The organism is Rhizobium sp. BT03 (assembly GCF_030053155.1).
In the GTDB taxonomy this organism is placed as follows: domain Bacteria; phylum Pseudomonadota; class Alphaproteobacteria; order Rhizobiales; family Rhizobiaceae; genus Rhizobium.
The window spans coordinates 222405-242518 of record NZ_CP125645.1 but is presented as its reverse complement, the minus strand read 5'-3'; the positions used below and the strand labels follow the sequence as shown (position 1 = coordinate 242518).

Annotated in this window: 16 protein-coding genes; 3 read left to right on the top strand and 13 right to left on the bottom strand. The window is 58.8% G+C overall.

The genetic code is table 11. The features are described from left to right. The first annotated feature begins 196 nt into the window (after positions 1 to 196). Both QMO80_RS32200 and QMO80_RS32195 read left to right on the top strand, forming a co-directional pair. Positions 197 to 1507 carry a polysaccharide biosynthesis/export family protein gene (locus QMO80_RS32200; RefSeq protein WP_283201785.1) on the top strand — a complete coding sequence of 437 codons (1311 nt, stop codon included), beginning with the start codon at positions 197 to 199 and terminating at the stop codon, positions 1505 to 1507. Positions 1508 to 1700: 193 nt separating this feature from the next. After that, positions 1701 to 3209 (top strand): O-antigen translocase, encoded by a 1509-nt coding sequence (locus tag QMO80_RS32195; RefSeq protein WP_283201613.1) that lies wholly within the window; start codon positions 1701 to 1703, stop codon positions 3207 to 3209. A gap of 51 nt (positions 3210 to 3260) precedes the next feature. Here the strand turns inward: QMO80_RS32195 and QMO80_RS32190 are convergent, their stop codons facing one another. The 6 genes from QMO80_RS32190 to QMO80_RS32165 are packed head-to-tail and all read right to left on the bottom strand — an operon-like array spanning position 3261 to position 8804. Further along, positions 3261 to 4490: a DegT/DnrJ/EryC1/StrS aminotransferase family protein gene (locus QMO80_RS32190; protein ID WP_283201612.1), complete on the bottom strand. Its 1230-nt coding sequence runs from the start codon at positions 4488 to 4490 to the stop codon at positions 3261 to 3263. After that, a complete protein-coding gene (locus QMO80_RS32185) occupies positions 4487 to 5458 on the bottom strand; it encodes an NAD-dependent epimerase/dehydratase family protein (protein WP_283201611.1) in 972 nt (323 codons plus the stop codon). The genes QMO80_RS32190 and QMO80_RS32185 overlap by 4 nt, the downstream gene beginning before the upstream one ends. Next, positions 5455 to 6174 carry a DapH/DapD/GlmU-related protein gene (locus tag QMO80_RS32180; RefSeq protein ID WP_283201610.1) on the bottom strand — a complete coding sequence of 240 codons (720 nt, stop codon included), beginning with the start codon at positions 6172 to 6174 and terminating at the stop codon, positions 5455 to 5457. The genes QMO80_RS32185 and QMO80_RS32180 overlap by 4 nt, the downstream gene beginning before the upstream one ends. Then, on the bottom strand, positions 6164 to 7267 hold the full coding sequence (locus QMO80_RS32175; RefSeq protein ID WP_283201609.1) for a DegT/DnrJ/EryC1/StrS aminotransferase family protein: 1104 nt from the start codon (positions 7265 to 7267) through the stop codon (positions 6164 to 6166). Before QMO80_RS32175 ends, QMO80_RS32180 begins: the two co-directional genes overlap by 11 nt. Beyond that, entirely contained in the window at positions 7264 to 8301 is a 1038-nt protein-coding gene (locus tag QMO80_RS32170; RefSeq protein WP_283201608.1) for a Gfo/Idh/MocA family protein, read from the bottom strand. The genes QMO80_RS32175 and QMO80_RS32170 overlap by 4 nt, the downstream gene beginning before the upstream one ends. Continuing rightward, on the bottom strand, positions 8298 to 8804 hold the full coding sequence (locus tag QMO80_RS32165) for an acyltransferase (protein ID WP_071085465.1): 507 nt from the start codon (positions 8802 to 8804) through the stop codon (positions 8298 to 8300). The genes QMO80_RS32170 and QMO80_RS32165 overlap by 4 nt, the downstream gene beginning before the upstream one ends. 563 nt (positions 8805 to 9367) lie before the next feature. On the opposite strand from QMO80_RS32165, the gene QMO80_RS32160 reads away from it, so the two are divergent. Further along, entirely contained in the window at positions 9368 to 10123 is a 756-nt protein-coding gene (locus QMO80_RS32160; RefSeq protein ID WP_283201784.1) for a response regulator transcription factor, read from the top strand. Between the two features lie 202 nt (positions 10124 to 10325). Here the strand turns inward: QMO80_RS32160 and QMO80_RS32155 are convergent, their stop codons facing one another. The 7 genes from QMO80_RS32155 to QMO80_RS32125 form a co-directional block, all read right to left on the bottom strand. Continuing rightward, positions 10326 to 11318: a glycosyltransferase family 2 protein gene (locus QMO80_RS32155; RefSeq protein WP_283201607.1), complete on the bottom strand. Its 993-nt coding sequence runs from the start codon at positions 11316 to 11318 to the stop codon at positions 10326 to 10328. 89 nt (positions 11319 to 11407) lie between these two features. Further along, positions 11408 to 12223, bottom strand: a complete 816-nt coding sequence (locus tag QMO80_RS32150; RefSeq protein WP_283201606.1) for a glycosyltransferase family 2 protein — start codon at positions 12221 to 12223, stop codon at positions 11408 to 11410. Positions 12224 to 12348: 125 nt separating this feature from the next. After that, on the bottom strand, positions 12349 to 13401 hold the full coding sequence (locus tag QMO80_RS32145; RefSeq protein WP_283201605.1) for a UDP-glucuronic acid decarboxylase family protein: 1053 nt from the start codon (positions 13399 to 13401) through the stop codon (positions 12349 to 12351). 45 nt (positions 13402 to 13446) lie between these two features. Next, positions 13447 to 14940, bottom strand: a complete 1494-nt coding sequence (locus QMO80_RS32140) for a sugar transferase (RefSeq protein WP_283201604.1) — start codon at positions 14938 to 14940, stop codon at positions 13447 to 13449. 15 nt (positions 14941 to 14955) lie between these two features. Further along, entirely contained in the window at positions 14956 to 15813 is an 858-nt protein-coding gene (locus QMO80_RS32135; protein WP_283201783.1) for a WecB/TagA/CpsF family glycosyltransferase, read from the bottom strand. A 511-nt stretch (positions 15814 to 16324) separates the two neighbouring features. After that, a complete protein-coding gene (locus tag QMO80_RS32130) occupies positions 16325 to 18451 on the bottom strand; it encodes a right-handed parallel beta-helix repeat-containing protein (protein WP_283201603.1) in 2127 nt (708 codons plus the stop codon). Further along, positions 18448 to 19767, bottom strand: a complete 1320-nt coding sequence (locus QMO80_RS32125) for an O-antigen ligase (RefSeq protein ID WP_283201602.1) — start codon at positions 19765 to 19767, stop codon at positions 18448 to 18450. Before QMO80_RS32125 ends, QMO80_RS32130 begins: the two co-directional genes overlap by 4 nt. Positions 19768 to 20114: the final 347 nt, after the last annotated feature.

Sequence of the window (20114 nt, the reverse complement as noted above, 5' to 3'; positions counted from 1 at the left end):
TACTCAATTTAGGCTGAAGCACCCTCCCCGCCTCATCAATAGTGATGTGGCAAAGCAAACGGCCTCCACCTTCCTCAAGGCTTCGCCAGGCTGCACACTGGCGGTGCAGCTTCGGAATTGGCTTCCGGCGTTCGAGCAGAGGTCAAGGTATCGTATCAGCGTCCGTGTAAGAATGTTTTGCAGGCGAGACATGTACATGAATCTATCGCACCGCGCCCCTCGCGTGTTCTTTCGCGCGACGTCCGTCATCAGCGCACTCCTCTTTCTTGCCGGAGCGGTGTCGCCAGCTCTCGCCGACAGCGCCCCCCTGGCTCCACAAACGAGAATCCGCCTGACGATCGTCCAATGGATACCCTCCAAAGGACAGTTTGAACGATGGGATGGGATTGGAGGCGACTATACGGTTTCGGATGCAGGTGTGGTCTCCCTGCCCTTCCTGGGGGCGCTGTCGGTTGGAAATCTGGACAATGAGGGCCTCACCAACGAGATTGGCAAGCGCCTTCAGGCGAAGATGGGTCTGGCCCAGGCACCTGCGGTGACCATCGACATTCTCGACTATCCCTCCATTTACGTCGTCGGAGACGTCGTGGCGCCGGGAGAATACAAGTTTCGCTCCGGCCTCAGCGTCCTGCAATCGCTCGCCATGAGCGGCGGCCCGTTGCGGGCTGCGGCACAGCAGCAGTCGCAGACGATCAGGCTTGCCGGCGATTTGCGGGAAATCGACCATTCGCTGCTGCGCGGTTCGGCAAAACTCGCGCGGCTGCAAACGGAGATGTCCGGCGCGAAGGAGATCGTCTTCGATCCGCCGCCCGCTGCCGATCGGCAATATGCCGAGAGTATCTACCAGGAGGAGCGGGTCATTTTTCAGGCCCGCGCAAGCGCGCTGGACAAGCAGTCGGTGGCCCTCGTCGAATTGCGCAATCTCCTGACGGCGGAAATCGATACGCTGGAAGAAAAGCTGAAAGGCTCGGATGACAATATCCAGTCGGTCGAAGAGCAACTGACGAGCGTGAAGACGCTGGTCCAGAAGGGCCTCACGATCACCTCACGCCAGATGGATCTGGAACGATTGCTCACCACCTATCGCTCCGACCGGCTCGACCTCGTGACGGCCATCATGCGGGGCCGCCAGGCGATCAACGAGACGACGCGCAATCTCGAGGGGCTTTCCGACACGCGCCGCAGCGAGGTCGCTTCCGAGGTGCAGGCTGAGAAAGCCAATCTCGATCAGCTCAAATTGAAGCGCGACACCACGCAACAACTGCTTCTCGAAGACCTGGCGAACGGCGCCAACGTGAATAACCGCCTTGAAGAACTCCCCCTGACGTTCGTCGTGAACCGGCGGGACAAGGGTGAGGTCAATCAATTCCAGGCCTCCGAAACGACCCCGCTGGCGCCGGGCGACGTGGTCAGGGTAACCCGGGCCCGCATCGCCGATGCGCCGTCCGAAGACGCCGCTGCGCTGCCTGATCAGACAGAGGCGCAGATCAGCCGGGTAAGCCGGTGATACGCGAAAAGCATGTGATGCAATCGAGCTTGCGGCAGGCGGTCGAACGCCAGCACGGGATAAACGGCTAGAACAGGATGATTTTCGGCCCGGCCGGCCTGAAATCTGAATTCTGTTCTAAATTAAAGGGTTAAAGCATGATGTCATCCGAAAACCGCTCACATTTTTCGGCATCGTGCTCTAGGGCCTTCCGATGACTTTGCGCATGACCCCACCCAGCAGCCAGACCTACACCGAAATCCTCAAGTCGACGATGCTGATGGGCGGCGCTTCGCTCGTGAATGTCGCACTCAGTATTATCAGAAACAAGGCGATGGCCGTCCTGCTCGGGCCTGAGGGCATCGGGCTTATGGGCCTTTACAGCTCGATTGTCGATATCGCGCAGTCCATCGCGGGTCTGGGCGTCGGCGGCAGCGGCGTGCGCCAGGTCGCGGAGGCCGCCGGCACCGGCGACGCAGCGAGGATTGCCCAGTCGGCGACGGTACTGAGACGCATATCGGTGGTGCTGGCGCTGCTTGGCGCGCTTCTTCTCGCCGCATTGGCATATCCTGTCTCAAGCTTCACTTTCGGCGATTTCCAGCATGTCGGCGGCATTGTGCTGCTGTCGCTCGCCGTTTTCTTCCGGCTGGTGTCTGCGGGGCAGAGCGCATTGATCCAGGGCCTGCGCGGCATTGCGGATCTCGCCCGCATCAACGTGCTGGCCGGGCTCTTCGGTACAGCCGTGAGTATCCCGTTGATCTACCTGTTCGGGGTCCAGGCGATCGCACCGTCGCTCGTGGTCATTGCAGCCGCATCGATCCTTCCGACCTGGTGGTACAGCCGGCGGATCTTTCCACATCCCTCGCCAATGCCCATGCGCCAGTTCAGCCGGGAGGTGTCGGCGCTGCTCCGGCTCGGTTTCGTCTTCATGGCAAGCGGACTTCTGACCTTCGGCGCAGCCTATGCCATCCGCATCATCGTGCTGAAGGAGGGCGGCGTCATGGCGGCGGGACTGTATCAAGCGGCCTGGGGCCTCGGCGGTCTATACGCCGGTTTCATCCTGCAGGCCATGGGAACGGATTTCTATCCGCGCCTGACCGCAACCATCGACAACAGTGCCGAATGCAATCGGCTGGTCAATGAACAGGCGGAAATCAGCATGCTGCTCGCTGGCCCCGGTCTGCTCGGCACGCTGACGCTCGCGCCGCTCATGATGAGCCTGTTCTATTCGGCGGAATTTCATGGGGCCGTCGAGCTTCTGCGCTGGATCTGCCTTGGAATGATGCTGCGGATTATTTCCTGGCCGATGGGTTTCATCGTCGTGGCGAAGCGTACCCAGGCGATTTTCTTCTGGACGGAGGTTGCGGCGACAGTCGTGCATGTCGGGCTTGCCTGGCTCTTGGTATCGCTGCTCGGGACGCAAGGAGCCGGCATGGCGTTTTTCGGCCTCTATGTCTGGCACAGCATCCTGATCTATGTGATCGTGCGGAAGCTGACCGGTTTTCGCTGGTCCGCCGCCAATCGCCGACACGCGCTGCTCTTCCTGCCTGCATCGGGGCTCGTCTTCCTGATGTTCTCGATTTTGCCGCTGTGGCCGGCAACGGTGATGGGCTTCGTCGCCGTCGTTCTCTGCGGGCTCTATTCGCTGCGCATGCTGATCGACCTGCTTCCGCCGGAATCCCTGCCGGCAATCATCCGTGGATGGATCACGAAATCAGCATAACGAACAATGCGCGCATCCGGAGATGCGCGCATTGTTCGTTATGCTGATTGCTCAGGCGAGAGCGACATCCCTGGCAGGTTGCACGCCGACGGCTCTGACGGTCGCTTCCGCAAGGGCGGCGCGAAGTGCCTCGACAACCCGGTCCATGTCGGACACCGTCATCTGGGCATAAAGCGGCAGGATGATCGTTTGCTGCTGCGCAGAGACGCTTCGCATCAGGCTCGTGGCAGCGCGGTAGGAGCTCTCACCTGAATAGGCGCCCTCCAGATGAATGTTCATCACGCCACGCCGGGTCGAGATACCCTGATCGAGCAGGGTCTGCATGACCGCCCGCTGGTCGACCGTATCGGGCAATCTCACACAGAAGCTCTGCCAGTTGCTGCGGGCCCAGCGCGGCTCGGCCGGCAGGGAAAGCCCGGCAATCGTCGACAGACGTTCGCAATATTGCTCGGCAAGCAGCCTGCGCCGGGCAACCAGTTCCGGCAACCGCCGCAACTGCTCGCGTCCGACGGCCGCCTGGAGATCGGTCATCCGGTAATTGTAACCCAATTCGTCATAGTCTTCGAAGATGACCTGTTTCGAGCCGTGGCGCACGGCATCGGTGACGCTCATGCCGTGCTGGCGCCAGAGCCGGAAGTTTCGGTCATATTCCGGATTGGCCGTGGTCAGCATGCCGCCATCGCCCGTCGTGACCACCTTCCTGGGGTGGAAGGAGAAGCACGCAATGTCGCCATGCGCTTTGCCGATCTTTTCCCAACGCCCGTCCCATAGGATTTCGCTTCCCGTCGCACAGGCCGCATCCTCGATGACCGGTATGTGATGACGCTTGCCGATCTCCACGATGGCGCGGAGATCGCAAGGCATGCCGAGTTGATGCACGCAGAGAATTGCTTTGGTGCGCGGCGTGATTGCCCTTTCGATCAGACCGGCCTCGATGTTGTAACCGTCTTCTTCTATATCGACGAAAACGGGCACCGCATCGCAGTATCGAACCGCGTTTGCGGTCGCGATGAAAGAATGGCTGACCGTGACGACTTCATCGCCCGCGGATACGCCGACCGCCTTCAGCGCCAGATGCAGCGCGGTCGTGCAGTTGGACATGGCACAAGCATGCGCGGCGCCCACGAAGGCGGCGAATTCACGCTCAAAAGCCGCGACCTCCGGCCCCTGCGTCACCCATCCCGACAGAATAACGCGGCGCGCAGCCTCAGCCTCCTCCTCCCCGAGGACGGGTTTGGCGACCGGAATTGTGGCCGGAATTGTGGATTGAGATGAACTCATGCCGCCTGCCCCCCTGCGTCGGTCTGCATTTGCCACCAGGCAACGAGATCACGAAGCCCTTGCTCCATGGAGATCTCCGCCTTGAAGCCGAGGAGCCGCTCGGCCTTGCTGATATCGGCAAGACGACGCGTGACGCCGTTGACCGTGCGGGCTTCTTTGTGCTCCGGCTCCAATGACGAACCCATAATGTCGCTCAACATCTTCGCGAGTTGCAGCAGGCTTATTTCCGTGCCGCTCGCGACGTTGAACACTTCGTCCGTGACATCGCTTTTCGCCGCCAGAATGTTTGCGCGGGCGATGTCGCGGGCATCGACGAAGTCCATCGTCTGGCTGCCGTCCCCATAGATGAGGGGCGGCATTCCCGCCATCAGGCGCTCCATCCAGCGGATCAGAACTTCCGTATAGGCGCCGTAAACGTCCATGCGCGGCCCATAGACGTTGAAATAACGGAGCGCGACATAGCGCAGACCGTACATCTCCGCAAAGCTGCGCATCAGCCCCTCGTTGAATGTTTTCGCCGCGCCGTAGATTGTCCGGTTATTGTAGGGATGATGCTCTTCGGTCGTAGGAAAGCTCTCGGCCAGCCCCAGAACGGAAGCCGAGGAAGCAGCGACCACCTTCGAGACACCTGCCTTGACGGCAGTTTCGAGAACGTTGAACGTGCCCTCCGCAAGCACATCAAAAGCCAGTCGCGGCTCTTCCGCGCATTGCGTGATGCGGATGGCGGCCTGATGAAACACGATATCGACGCCTTCGAAGACTTTTGCCAGAAGCGCTCTGTCGCGGATATCTCCCTCGATGATGTTAACGTACCCGCTGGCTATTGCCGTACTGAGATTATCCCGGCGTCCGCGCACGAAGTTGTCGAGAATGATGATCTCACGCGGTTTTTCCAATGCGACCAGATCGGCAATATGCGACCCGATCAGGCCGGCTCCGCCGGTAATGAGCACCCGTTGATTTCTCACGATCTTCCTCCATGCGATATATCCAGCACAGGATCGGCTTCCGTGCGCCAGCGTATGAATTTCGCCGGCACGCCGGCGACAACTGAAAACGGCTCGACATCCGAGACGACAACGGCGCCCGCACCGACGATCGCGCCTTTTCCGATGGTCACGCCGGGCAGGATTGTGGCGTTGGTGCCGATGTCGGCCCATGCGCCGATACGGACCGGCTTGATTTCAAGATCCGTGCGAATGATCGGCACATCCACCGGCAATGCCGTGTGGGTCGAGCCGAGCACCTTGGCGCCGGGTCCCCACCCGACAGAATCCTCGATCACGAGATCGCGAGCGTCGAAATAGGCCATCGGCCCGATCCAGACATTGTCGCCGATCTTGCATCGGCCGTCGAAGCGTCCCTGGATATAGGCCTGAGCCCCGATGAACACCCCGTTGCCGATGTCGAACGTCTCCGGGTGTTTGAAGCCGGCGCCGCCTGCGACCTGCAATCCCGTGCCGCAGCTCCGCGTGATCGCTTGCCAGATGGCCTTGCGCATCATGGTGTCGACGACACCATCTCCCGTCGCGAAGCGACCGTAGAGTTCGATCAGGCCGGCGCGCCCATAGGATTGCCTGAGTTCTTCGGCGAGCCCCGCCTGGTAGGGGGGATCCGCCGGCCTTTCATGACGGCCGTGGACCGCCTGCACGACCCTGGCCTCGCCCGCACGATCAACTGACATAGGCGTATTCCAGCGCTGCGGCCACCTGATCGACGTGCCATGCGGGCATCTCTGGATAGATCGGCAGCGAGAGCACCTCGCGTGCGGCGGCTTCCGAGATTGGGAAATCGCCGGTCCTGTGACCAAGGTCGGCATGGGCCTTCTGCAGGTGAACAGGGATCGGATAGTGCAGCCCGGACTGAATGCCCTCCGCGCTCAGCACGCGCTGAAGCTCGTCGCGACCGCGGCTTCTGATGGCATAGACGTGGTAGACGTGGCGCCGGTCGGTGATTTCGACAGGCGTCGTCAAATGCGCCGATCGCCCCAGCAGCGAGGAGTAGCGGCGGCCATGGGCGCGCCGCGCTTCGGTCCAGGCTTCGAGATGCCGGAGCTTGATGCGCAGGATCGCACCCTGAATGGCATCCATGCGGTAGTTGAAGCCCTTCAGCAGATGGTGATAGCGCTGTTCCTGTCCCCAGTCGCGCAGCATGCGCATCGTCCTGGCCTGATCGTCGCTGTTGGTGACGATGATACCGCCCTCGCCGCAAGCGCCGAGGTTTTTGCCGGGATAGAAGCTGAAGCAGCCGGATGTGCCGATGCTGCCGGCGCGCGCACCTTTGTATTGCGCTCCGTGCGCCTGGCAGGCGTCCTCGATGACCGGTATCCGGTAGTGGTCGGCGATCGCCTTGATCGCGTCCATATCGGCCATCTGACCGTAGAGATGGACGGGAATAATGGCCTTGGTTCGGGGTGTGATCTTTGCCTCGAGCTGGGCCGGATCCATCGTCAGCGTCACGGGCTCGACATCGACGAACACCGGTCGTGCACCGGCGTAGCAGATCGCCGATACGGTGGCGACGAAGGTAAATGGCACGGTGATGACTTCATCGCCGGGGCCGACACCCGCCGCGAGCAGCGACAGGTGCAGGGCGCTCGTTCCGGTGTTGACCGCGATCGCATGTTTGACGTTGCAATACGCGGCGAATTCCTGCTCGAGGCGGGCAACCTCTTCGCCGAGTATGTATTGCCCTGAGGCCAGGACGCCGAGCACGGCGGCGTCGATTTCGCCCTTGATCGATTGATATTGTGCCTTGAGGTCCAGGAACGGGATCATGCAATGCGCCTCGCCTCTTCGAGCTCGATAATGCGACCGCGCTGAGCGAGCGACCGGCTTGCGGCTTCAAGGATACGCACGACACGCAACCCGGCGTGGCCGTCTGCAATGGGGCGCGAATTCTGCTCGATGCACTCGACGAACTGATCCAGCTCGCGTTTCAACGCCTCGGTCATATCGAGCTTGGGCGCCCACATATCGCCGCTGCGGTAGCCGACCATCATCTGATGCACCTTCTCGCCATACGCATCGGAATTCGGGCACATGGTGATGCCCTTGTCATAGACCTTGATCTTTTCGCTGGGCTCCAGATCGTCATAGACGATCATCTTGTTGCTGCAGCCGATCAGCGTGCGGCGGACCTTGACCGGTGCCAGCCAATTGACGTGGACGTGGGCAATAAGCTTGCTTTCGAAGAAGAGCGTGAGATAGGCGATGTTCTCCGGCTCGCCGAGCACATGGCTCATGCCCGTCGCTGAGACGGCCACCGGCCTTTCCTGCACGACATGGTCCAGGATGGAGAGATCGTGCACCGCAAGGTCCCAGATGACGCTGACATCGTGCTGGAAGAGCCCCAGATTGACCCGGACGGAGTCGTAATAATACATATCGCCCAGGCCGCTTTCGACCAGTTCGCGCATCTTGCGGACGGCGCCGGTGTGGACGAAGGTATGATCCACCGCCAGCACCAGGCGCCGGCGCGCGGCCTCTTCGACCATCCGCGCGGCTTCCTCCGTCGTCGATGCCATCGGCTTTTCGACGAAGACATGCTTGCCGGCCATCATCGCCTGCATTGCGAGCTTGAAGTGGGTCGAGACCGGCGTTGCGATGGCGATTGCATCCACTCTCGGATCGCGCAGAACCTCCTCGAAATTGTCGGTGATCGTTACTGCGGGATACCGGCTTTTAACAGCCGCCAACCGTTCGACATTCAGATCACAAACGGAAAGGAGCTGCGCGCCGGCCGCTTCCGAAATGTTACGAACCAGGTTCGGACCCCAATACCCATACCCAACGACAGCAATGCCGATCATCGCATTCCTCCCAACGCTTGCATGTCAACTGACCGGTCATGAACGCGACCGGTGATTCTCGCCGGAACGCCGGCAACAATGGCGCCGGCAGGCACATCCTTCGTTACGACGGCGCCGGCGCCGACCTGCGCGGCCTCTCCGATCGTCACGCCGGGTAAAATGGTGGCGTTGCTGCCGATCGACGCGTGGCGCTTGACCAGAGTGGGGATGACGACCCAGTCGGCCTCCGTCTGCAGACTGCCGTCCGAATTGACGGCGCGCGGGTAGGTATCATTGGTGAACATGACCCCGTGGCCGATAAAAACGCCGTCTTCCAGCGTCACGCCTTCACAGAGAAAGGAATGGCTGGAGATCTTGCAGTCTTTTCCGACGAGAACGTTTTTCTGGATTTCAACGAAGGTGCCGATGCGCGTTCCCGCGCCGATCGTACAGCCGTAGAGATTCACAAGATCCCGATGGTGGATAACGCAGCCGTCACCCAGGTTGACGTTCGATGCAATCATCCCAACTCGCCCCCTACGCTTCAACAGGCCCTGACGTGGGTGAAACCGGCCATCGCAAGAATGCATCCAAGGTTTCGTTTCGTCAGAGCAAATATTTCTTCCCCTTCAAAAAGAATTGTTTTCTTCATCTTAGTAAAGAAACAAAACGTTGAAGCTCATTCACCTAAAGGCGTATCTGCTTACGAAAATTGGATGACGATCGCATGCGAACGTCTATGACCCTCGACCATCGGCAGCGACAGGTCGCGCGCCGAGCGATCCTGATCCTCCACGTCGAAGAGGGCATAGTTTACATGGGTTTAGCGAGTTAAACTGAATATATGTAGCAACCTGATGGATTGACATACAAATGAATGAGCCACAGATCGATCAGTTTCAACGATGTAACCATTTGTATCTGTCTGTGGAACTTATGTGCTGGGGTAACCACTATTAATTAGTTTAACATCCTTGGAACTGTGGTATTAAATTAGCACTTCTGGTAATTAAACTCCCATATTTACAGAGGAGTTTGATATTCGACTTTGAAGTACCGCGTAGAAAAAGGCTGGGAGGATGGGGCGTTGGATACAATAAATATAAGCCACAGGCAGGAAAACATATCTCTTCCGTTAGAGATAGACGATGGTTCGACGACGTTTGCCGGACCGTCAAAGTCAAAGCACTCGCTTGTCATTCTCGACAAGAGGGAACTCGATCGGCACTGCCTTGCGCAATGCATGGCCGCCCACACGGCGGATTTCGAGATTCTGGCGTTCGGATCGATAGAAGAGTGGAAGCAAAAGCGTGAAGAATATCCTCCGCTTTCGGCAATCCTCTTGAACGTCGGCGGCAAGACGGTCGACGACCCTGTCGTTTCGGAGCAGATCAAGAGTCTTTCGTCGGAATTCGTGTCGACACCGGTCATCATATTGTCCGATAGTGACGACTTCGCCCAGATCGTCAGGGCGATCGATTACGGAGCCAAGGGCTACATACCTGCCTCCGTCAGCATCAGCGTCTGCATGGAGCTGATTGCGCTATCGGTGGCAGGAGGACTTTTCGTGCCGGCAAGCGCCCTGTTCGCCATGCGTCACTTGCTGCAGTCGAACAACCCGACGGCGCATCCGCTGGCCGGAATCTTCACCGATCGCCAGGCCGAAGTCGTCGCGGCGTTGCGCCGCGGGAAGGCGAACAAGATCATTGCCTATGAGCTCAACCTGCGAGAAAGCACCGTCAAGGTTCATGTTCGCAACATCATGAAAAAGGTCAAGGCAACGAACAGGACGGAGGTCGTGTTCAAGCTTAACGACTTGTTCCAAAATACTATTCCGGCATGATCGTAAAGACGCGTGCTGGTTGGAGCATTCTTGGAATCACGTTCTTTGCTCAAATCACCCGGTGGCGCAAATGCGTCACCGGGTTTTTTGAGGGCGCTCTGTTACGCTTCCCGCGATCTTGGCATGAGCAGCGATCGAGTGCTCGACAGGGACTGCTGTTTCGGTACTTGCGGATGAACTAACCCGGTCCGGTCCTGCCTGTTCATGCGGCAACTCTTCGCCGCATAGAATTCAAGGCGTACCAGCACTTTGGGCCGATCGTCTGCTTGCAGACCAATTTGATCCAGGGCAATGAATTTCGCACATTGGGGGAAACCTCCAATGCAAAGCGCTGAATCGCCACGGCCGTCGCAACGTCGAAGTTGTTGAATGCGATGCCAGCCTGTCGAAGCGCCTGTTTTCCGAGATCTCTGGCAAGAAAGCGCCGTAACATCTCATCTTTTCTGAGGCCATCGGCCGCTTGGCTAAATAGGATATCGAAAACCTTTTTTCTTTGCAGAAGATCGGAGAGAATATTTTCTCCATAGTATTGCAGCGACATATTCGAGGCATGTTGGCGATATACTGCTTGATCGGCATTGATGAAAGCTACGCCGGCATGTGATGCGAGCCGCAGCCACATTTCCATATCGCCGGCATGCGGCAGTTCCTTGAGGTAGCCGCCGACCTGCTTTTGCAGCGCGGTCCTCACGACAGCGGTCGCCGTTGGAACGAGATTGCGTGCTCCACTCAACTGCATGAATTGCCGACCGGACAAGATCTGCATGGGGGGCACGTAATGGTCGCCGAGAGGATCGGCGCGTTTGCTCATGCTGCCATCTGGCTCGGCTATGATCGCGTTCCCGAACGCCAACCCCACATCCGGATAGTTGCGCATCACCTCCGCTGCGCGGTCCAGCGCGCCCGGCCAGAGATAATCATCCGCAGAAAGAAGCAGGAATAAGTCACCGCCGGCCCAATCGATCCCCTCATTATAGGTGGCGATGTGGCGCATGTTTGCCGCGTGGCGCCGATAAGTGACCCGCTTGTCGCGGGACGCCAGGGCCATTCCGACTTCCGGCGTATTGTCCGGCGAGCAGTCATCCAGAATGAGCACGCGCACATCGACGCCCGTTTGCGAAAGGACGCTTTCAACGCATTCCTGCAGGAAATGGGCATAGTTATAGCAGGGTATTACGACATCAACACGTTGCAAACTTCTTCCTCCGTACGCACAGCGTCCCTCTTTGGTTCGACAGATCTTCCGGACGCAGGAAGACGAGAGATCAGGGGCTCGGCAGACTGTCAGTACTCATGTTTGGCGCCGAGATAAGAGTAGGGAGAAAGCCTTGACAGCGCATATTGGCCGACCAGCTTTGCGACCGTGCGCCGCCTGAGCGGAAAGCCGAAATCCTGCCAGATGCGCCAGCGATCCCGAGCCGGAAGAGACTTGAACCAGTAGTATGGCTGGTCGGTGAAGGCGAGGGTCTTGCTGCCCGCAGGGGCAGGCTCTCCCATCCGCCTGTAATCGGCTTCCCAAGTCGTGCGGTAGCATACCGTCGCAGTCGGCTCGTGAGCGCGCGACAGCCGGGAACTCCGGATCGAGCTCCAATAGACGGAATCTCCTACTGGATAGAGTTCCCTCGGCATGTGAGCCCAGCGCGCGATGATCGGCAGGGCCGGTCGCGTCAGAAATAGGCAGTTGGTATCCACGTGCGTGCGGCCGTCGCTCTTTGAGTCGTCGAACATGTAGCTGCCGTCCGCGCGGTGCATCGAACGTCTCGAGGTGCAAACCGCAGCACCGGTGCGGCGGTGAAGGTCAAGCAGGCGCTGGACGTGGTCGGATTGGTACCAGTTGTCCGCATCGAGGAACGCCACTGCGTCATAGCCCTGGGCAAAGGCGCTGAGGCTGCCGATCACGCGCGCCATGTTGCCAGCGTCGCCGTGGGCATTCGGCAGGATGAAATGTTTTGCGCGCCAGCCACCGACGACAGCGTTCGGAAACCCGTCGGCAACAAAAATATGATCGCATGCAACGGTTTGGTCGAGAACGCTCGCCCGGCACTGCTCAAGGAGCTCGTTAGGCTCCTTGTAGTATGGCGTAACAACAGCAATGCGCATGCTTCATGTCCTCAGTGTTTTGCGGCGATTTGCAGGTCCGACGGTCGCGGCTCTTTGCAAACCGCGGTTTGAGGCTCGGTTCATTGACCGGAACCGAGCCTTGATTTGCGTTTTGCCGTTTCTGTTCACCTTCCGAGCGGCGCAGCTTGCGGAACGGGAAGGCCGACGGCCGGGGTAGGCAGATAGGTGTAAGCCGTTCGCGAGGACCGGATGCCAGGCGCGCTTTTGGCTCCGCCAGAAAGCTTCCACTCGAAATATGCGATGGTTTTCTCGAGCCCCTCCCGCAGGTTCACCGTCGGCTGCCAGCCCAGATCGTGCTTTGCGCGACTGATGTCGGGCTTGCGCTGGGTCGGATCGTCAATCGGCAGAGGATTGTAAACGATGCCTGATTTCGATCCCGTCATCTCGATGACCATTTCGGCCAGTTCCCGAACCTGGAATTCTCCCGGGTTACCGAGATTGATCGGACCCGTGACCCCGGCCGGCGCGCCCATCAGGCGGATGAAGCCCTCGATCAGATCGTCTACATAGCAGAAGGAGCGCGTCTGCGTGCCGTTGCCGAAGATGGTGATCGGTTCGTTTTGAAGCGCCTGAACGATGAAATTCGAGACGACGCGGCCGTCATTGGTCTGCATGCGCGGCCCGTAGGTGTTGAAGATCCGCGCCACCCGGATTTCCACACCGTATTGACGATGATAGTCGAAGAACAATGTTTCGGCACACCGTTTGCCTTCATCATAACATGCTCGCGGGCCTATGGGATTGACGCTGCCGCGATACTCCTCGGGTTGAGGATGGACGGCCGGATCACCGTAAACTTCGCTGGTGGAGGCCTGGAAGATCTTCGCCTTGGTGCGTTTTGCCAAGCCGAGCATGTTGATGGCGCCGTGCACATTGGTCTTCACTGTCTGCACGGGGTCGTGCTGATAGTGGACCGGAGATGCCGGGCAGGCGAGGTTGTAGATCTCGTCGACCTCCACATAGAGCGGGAAGGTAATGTCGTGGCGAAGGATCTCAAAGCGCGGATCGTCGAGAAGGTGCAGCACATTGTCGCGCGAACCGGTGTAGTAATTGTCCACGCAGAGGACGTCGTTGCCCTCTCGCAAAAGCCTTTCGCACAGGAATGATCCTAGAAACCCGGTGCCGCCGGTAACCATAATCCGCTTGTGTCCGTGCATTGGTGTGCTCCGTTGTTGATGGTTGTCTCGTGGAAGCGAGGATGGTCAGCAGGCTCCTCTGCGCTTGAAGACCGCAGGGATTGTGCCGAGAAGAATTTGGCAGTCGAACCACAGGGACCGGTTGTCGATGTAGAACTCGTCGAGTTGCTGCTGCAGCTCGATATCCGCATCGCTTCGTTCGGATATTTGCCAGAGACCCGTGAGCCCCGGCATGACGGAACGGCGCTTGTCCCGAAATTCGCCGTCCATCGCCGAAAGGTGATATTCCGGGAACGGGCGCGGTCCCACAAAGGCCATCTCGCCCGCAATGATGTTCGCCAATTGCGGGAGCTCGTCGATGCTCGAAGAGCGCAGCATATGTCCTATAATCGGAAGGACGCGCGGATCGTCCTTGAGCTTGAAGTGGCTCAACCACTCGGCGCGCATGGCAGGGTTGTCTCGGAACAGTGCTTCAAGGCGCTGTTCTGCATCCTGGTACATCGTCCTCAATTTCAGGACGTGCACCGGCTTGCCGGACCGTCCTTCCCTGGCATGCCGAAAGAAGACAGGACCTGGATCGATGGCATAGATTGCAGCCGCTGCAATCGCGATGAATGGCGCGACCACGATCGTTGCAGGGATGGCGATTGCGAGATCGAGGATCCGGCGGACCGGATCCGAGTTGATCGAACTCCCACCGGTGGTGAGGCGAATACCGATCTCTCCGCCGATATCCGCGGGTCGCAATCCGCTTACCTTGAGGTTCGGCGTGTCGGACAGCAAAATGACCTCGGCGAACTTCCGACGCATCGCCGCCAGGTCGGGCACAAATGAGCCCGTGTCGCCCGTAATCACCGCAATGGACGGCCCGCCACCTGGCAGTGCCTCCAAACTATCGGGGGAAAAGGGCTCCAGCCTGATGCCATACTGCCAGTGGTTGTTGAAATGCGCCACGAGCGCGGGGGCAAGGTTGCGTCCCCCTATGACAACCGCGCGCTCCCCCCAAATTCCAAGTCTCCAGCACAGGCCTCGTGCAAGCCAATGCACAAATGGCTGAACGATCAGCCCGAGACCGAGGAACACAACAATGGCAAGCAGCAGGCGTTCCCCCTCCGGCAGGATAATGGCTCCGAATGCCGCCAGGACAGCCACCTTGACGGCAGCGATCGTGCGCCGCCGCAGATGTTCGTGGTCATGCAACCGATATCCGGGATAGAGGCCGGCCGATGCGTAAAGAACAATCGCAGCCAGTGCGGCGACCGTGAACGCACGCTCCGCTATCGTGCCCTCAGAACCACTGGGAAGAATGGACAGGAGAGCGAAATAGACAATCAAATAGCTTGCAATGTCGCCGGCGACCAGGAAGGACGACGTTGCAAGCCGAGGAAGCCGGCGCCGTAGTGCGACGGGCATAGTCAGCCCCGCCCATACGAAGGCATCGGCGGTCTTGGCTGCTATGGGCGGCACGGACCCTGCCGGAATCGCCCGCGATGTCATGTCATTTGGTGTGGGTGCCTTCGATCGACCCGATGTCATCGCTGACGGCACAAATATGGACATGACGCTTTTACCCCTCTACTGCATTTGTCCCGACGCACCCGATCCGGAAACGGCATCGTCGATCGGAAACTTCCGAAGTCCCAGTTTCTGGAATGCTGTCAGTGAGATGAAGGCCGGCACGACGAGCGCATAGCGCCGCCACAGCCGCCGCGGCTCGCACAGAAGACGAAACGCCCATTCGAAGCCGCTTCTTTGAATGAACCTCGGAGCCTGGCGCTTGAGACCGGCATGGAAATCGAATGCGGCTCCGACACCGATGAGCATCGATGCATCAAGGCGATCGCGCATGCGCGCCATCCAGAGTTCCTGCTTGGGGCTGCTCAGCCCGACCCAGATGATATCGGCGCCCGACCGATTGAGCCGGTCGGCGACATCCGCTTCCTCCCGCGTCGACAGTTTGCGAAAAGGCGGCGCATAGGAGCCGACGATCCGTGCCTGCGGAAATTTTGCGAGAAGGCGCGCCTGCAGTTGTTCCAGCGTTTCGGGCGTTGCGCCATAAAGGAAGTGGCGCAAGCCGTTTTCGCTGCCGGCAGCGAAAACGGACAGCATGAGGTCCGGTCCATAGACCCTGTCGCTTTCCGCATGACCAGCATGTCTCAGCGCCCAGACAAGCGGCATGCCGTCGGGGGTTACGAGGAACGCGCGGTTATGGATCGACCGGAGCTCGGGATCGTCCTGACATCGGACGATGCCGTGTGCGTCGCGAACGCAGACATATTCCTTCCGGCCGTCTTCGATTGCTTTTTGAATAAACCCGGTCGCGCTTTTGAGATTGACTGCCGAGACGCGAACACCAAGGACATTCGTCCATCCTAAAGAGCCCTCCGGGTGAAGAACAGAAGTTGGGCTGCTGCGTACTGGTTGTTTTCTCATGACCTGCGCTTTCGCGACTGAAACTGTCATCAGAATATCCCGGCAGGTCGATTGCCTCCATACTTGCCGCTCCAGCTATTGGACGTAGAAGAGACTTGATATTTACGTCTTACGCCGGGATGACGTACGATATTCGAAGTAAGTCCATGTACCCCATGGCTTGCCATGTTGCTCCTTTTGATGACCGCAGAGCCGCAGAAGATATTCGCCCTCGCGCGAACAAAGCCGGGAAGGATGGCGTTCCATCTCCAGGATCAGAATGAAACCCCGCCAGCGAGTTGAAGGTTCGACCGAAAGCTGATGGCAAGGGCCTGGTAAAGAGCGTGCCGGAGGAAGGCCTGCGCGTATGAGCGGCGATGCCGTCATTTTTGATGTGCGGATCGCACATGCCGGGCAAATGCCGACGCTGGTGGAGGCTGCGGCTTACCTTGACGCGATCGATCATTCTATGGATCGGCAGGACCGCTGCCGGCTTTATCGCCGCAGAACACCGCGCGTCGCGGCGCCTTTGTTACTCGGGCGGCGCGATCAAGCTTCCGGTGTCTGCGCCAGCCTTCTGAAGATCCCGTAGACTGCCAAATTCTCCCGAACGCATGATCCTCGGATCTATTCGGAAGCTCCGGCTGTTCAAGTTGCCGCTGTAGCGGTTGCGCGCGAATTGCACAAATCCAAGCCCAAGATCGGGAGCGTTGACATAGGCGACAATGCCGCTGTCACTGTCAACCGAGACAATATTCTCCTCGATACGATTAGGGCGCGCCCATGGCGGATGCCAACCCCTGCCCGTACCGTCATCAACGCGAAAAGCCGCGCCCGATCCGTGTGTGATGACGTTTCCCGCCACCAGGTTGCTCCAACCGCCGTTGATACCGATCGCCGCGACGTTGCCCGACAGCGTATTTCCCTCGATGCGCAGCCCGCTCGCCTTGCCATCCGTATAGATCGCCCAGCTGATGGGAGACGGCCATTCGCGGGTATTCTCATATCCGGGGGGCCAGAACGTCCCGTCGGCCCTGTTCATGAGATGACCGGTCCCGGTCACAAGATTGGAGCGGATGGTGCTGTTCAGAGGGTCGGCCTGCTCACCCATCATCTTGATGGCGCCGCCATCTGCCGTCTGCTGATTGGCGTTACGGATCACGTTATGCTCGATGACGGCATTATAGACGGCATCATTGGCACCCCACAGCGAGCCGCCGGCAATTCCGAACTGCGCCGTGTTTTCGATCAGGTTGTCGGCGATCCTGACATTGTCTGCCGCCTGGAACCATATTCCGGCGGTTTCAATGTAGATCGTTCCGATGTCATGGATATGATTTGAAAGGATTCTGGCGCCGTTCGACTTGCCGAACGTGCCATAATTTGTGCCGATGTAGATCCCGTTGCCAGCCACATCCGCAATCACATTGGCGGCAATCAACGCATCCTTGCTTTCCGTCACATGGACCCCGACGCCGACATTCTCGATGCTGTTGCCGACAATCCTGACGCCATCGGCGTGCTCGATCCGTATGGCGCCAAATCCTCTGGTTTCCGTATAAAACTTGCCGCTGCCGTCAGGGGCTCCATCTCTCAACTCGAGCCCTGAAATAACCATCCCATTGGCCCCGTCCAACTTGAAGAATGTCGGCAGAACGCCGGCAACGACGACGGAATTGGGCAATGATCGATCGACAGGGATATAATGAAGCTGGCCCCCGGCAAGGTCGTACCACCACTCTCCGGGAGCATCGAGCAAGGCCTTGGCTCCTGTAAGGAAATAGCGGCTGCCTTCCGCGGTAAAGAAATAGCCTGTGCCTTTGGTATGGACGGTCCGACCGGCGCCATCGATGGATACAACCGGCAGCGTATCATTGCCCCACTGGCTTCCGGGTCGATACCCTCCAACGATGTCCGCGACCAGTCCACTTATATCATCCACCGCCGGAAGATCGCCGGCATGGAAACAAAAGCGCGTGTTTCCTTCCGACACGTCGATGGCAGGCTGGCACTTTGCGGCAAACAACCATCCCTTGCGTGGATCGCCATCTGCGGGGGCGTTGGGAAATCGCGCCCTGGTTTGGCGTATCCCATTGACGAAGAGGTCACCGATCCCTGCATCCGGCGGCAATTTCAGCGGCGCCGTCCAGCGACCGTCAGCCTGCTGTGCCCAGTTGGGCACGCGTGAGCCCCCATGCAAAATCGGCGCTTCATCGCATCTTGCCGTCAGGATCAAACCCGCATCACGGGCGTCAAAGACGATCGGCTGAGTAAGGTAGTAATCGCCTTTACCCAGCGCGATTGTGTTGGCGCCGCCCTTCTCACGGGCAGCATCACGGGCTCTTTCAATGCTGGCGAAAGGGCCGTCGCCTCCCTGCTGATTTGCGGTCGGAAGAAGGCCACTCCAGGTGTCTTTGCCATCGGGAGAAACGTAAAATATTGTCCGCGGCCCGGTGCTGCCGCTGAAGACGCCGCTTAAAGAAGTTCCACTCAGCTCGGCTGGCAAAGTCGCGGAAGCTTCCGCGCAAGTTGCCTCCCTGACGAGCATCTGCAGGCGCTCGGGCGGATCTATCTCTGTCCCAACTGGAGCCGGATTGCTGGACTGCGGAAAAAGCATCACAGGCAAAATGCTCAGGATCAGTCCAAGACGCCGCCTCATGATGCCTGCAGCCCGCTCGTAAGGCCACGCGCGGGCGCCTGCCAAGGCGGCGAATGGCTGATCGAAACGACGGGCGCGTATAGCGAAAACATGATGATGGCTGTGGTAAACAGGATGAAGATGGCGTCATTCTGAACGAAAAAAATACTTTCGGTCAGGTTCATCACCAGAATCATGATCGTCAGGACATTGAGCCAGAGCCACCCGTACTGCGAATCATGACATTGAAGGAATCCGCCCTGGCGGATTGCATAGGGAACCATCAGAACGAACGGAATCATTCCCGTGATCCCAAAGCTCATCAAGATATCGCGGTATCCATTGTGCGCGTGGGGCGCCGCCCAGCCGATCTTCAACCAGATATGCGTCGCTTCGGGGTTCGCCACTGTCCAGAAAGCCTGGTAACCATAGCCAAGCAACCAACGATCGGATATTTCGCGATCAACCAGCTCCCACAATGGCACCCGACCCGTCAAAGTCGCGTCCTTGCCGAGCGCTTCAAGGGCCGGAACCAGGAACTCGTGAAGCGAAATCAGAATGGCAAGAGACAGCTGAACGAAAAACAGGACGATGACGACGCGGCCAATGCTGCTGCTTCTTTGCAGCAGGGAATAAAAGCCGATCAGGCAATACGCCACCGACGTTGCAATGATCGCGGTCATCGATCCGGAGCTTGCAAGGCAGATCACACCTGCCGCCAACAAGATGAACGCGGTTCGCCGCAGGCCGAACGTCCCGTCGATCAGCACCGCCGTCGCCACCAGGATCATCAGAGCCGCGTACCAGCCCAAGACATTCTTGTGAATGAAGACGCCCCGCATAGCACCGTCCGGCATACTGGCGAGGCTTGGTGACACCACGGATATAACCACACTCAGGCCGATACAGGCTCCGAGCGTCACAAATAGCAGGAACAGCAGCTGCCTCGGCGTGAAACGTATTGCCAGGACATAGGAAAGAAGCATGCAAAACAAAAGGCCGATTGCGCGCCTCAAGGTCGTTGGCGGTGATATCGACCACAGGGTAGACAAAAACGGCAAGACGAGCATCAGGGGAAGAATGAGATTTCGCCTGAGCGCCGTTAGAAACTGCGGAAAATTGCGTATCAGGATCACGGCTGTAAATGCATATATAGGAAGGCAAGGAAGACGCAGGATGGATTTGGCAGATTCGCTGAGCGTTCCGTCCGCATCTGAAAGGACAAGTGGCAGAAAGGCGCCTGCCTGAAGAAAAAGAGATATGCCGGCGCCCCAGCATTCTATGACTCGCCAACTGATGGTTGGTCCGCTGGCAGTTCTAAGGCTATCTACTCTCATTATCCGTCCCGACTGAGTTGAACAGACAAGATCAAAAAACAGCTGTCGGCCTTCGCGGCTGGCGCTGCTCTCAGGCAATCATCCAGCCGCATCCGCGGTCAACCTGTCCTAGTGAAGGGCGGGCTACGCCTAATGCACCTTCGCTTCACCCAAAGACGATGTTGCGCCTACGCTTTCAGCCGGCATTTACCCAAAAGACGGGCCTTCATGTCCGCGAATTGCCCTTAAGAGCAGATGTTGCACGTGTCCGTTCACCGGTACCGTGGCGATGAATGTCTTATGAAGCGTGGTGGTTAAGCCGCGGTTCCACTGCAATGAGGCAACAATTCTGGCAGGGTCTATCTCTG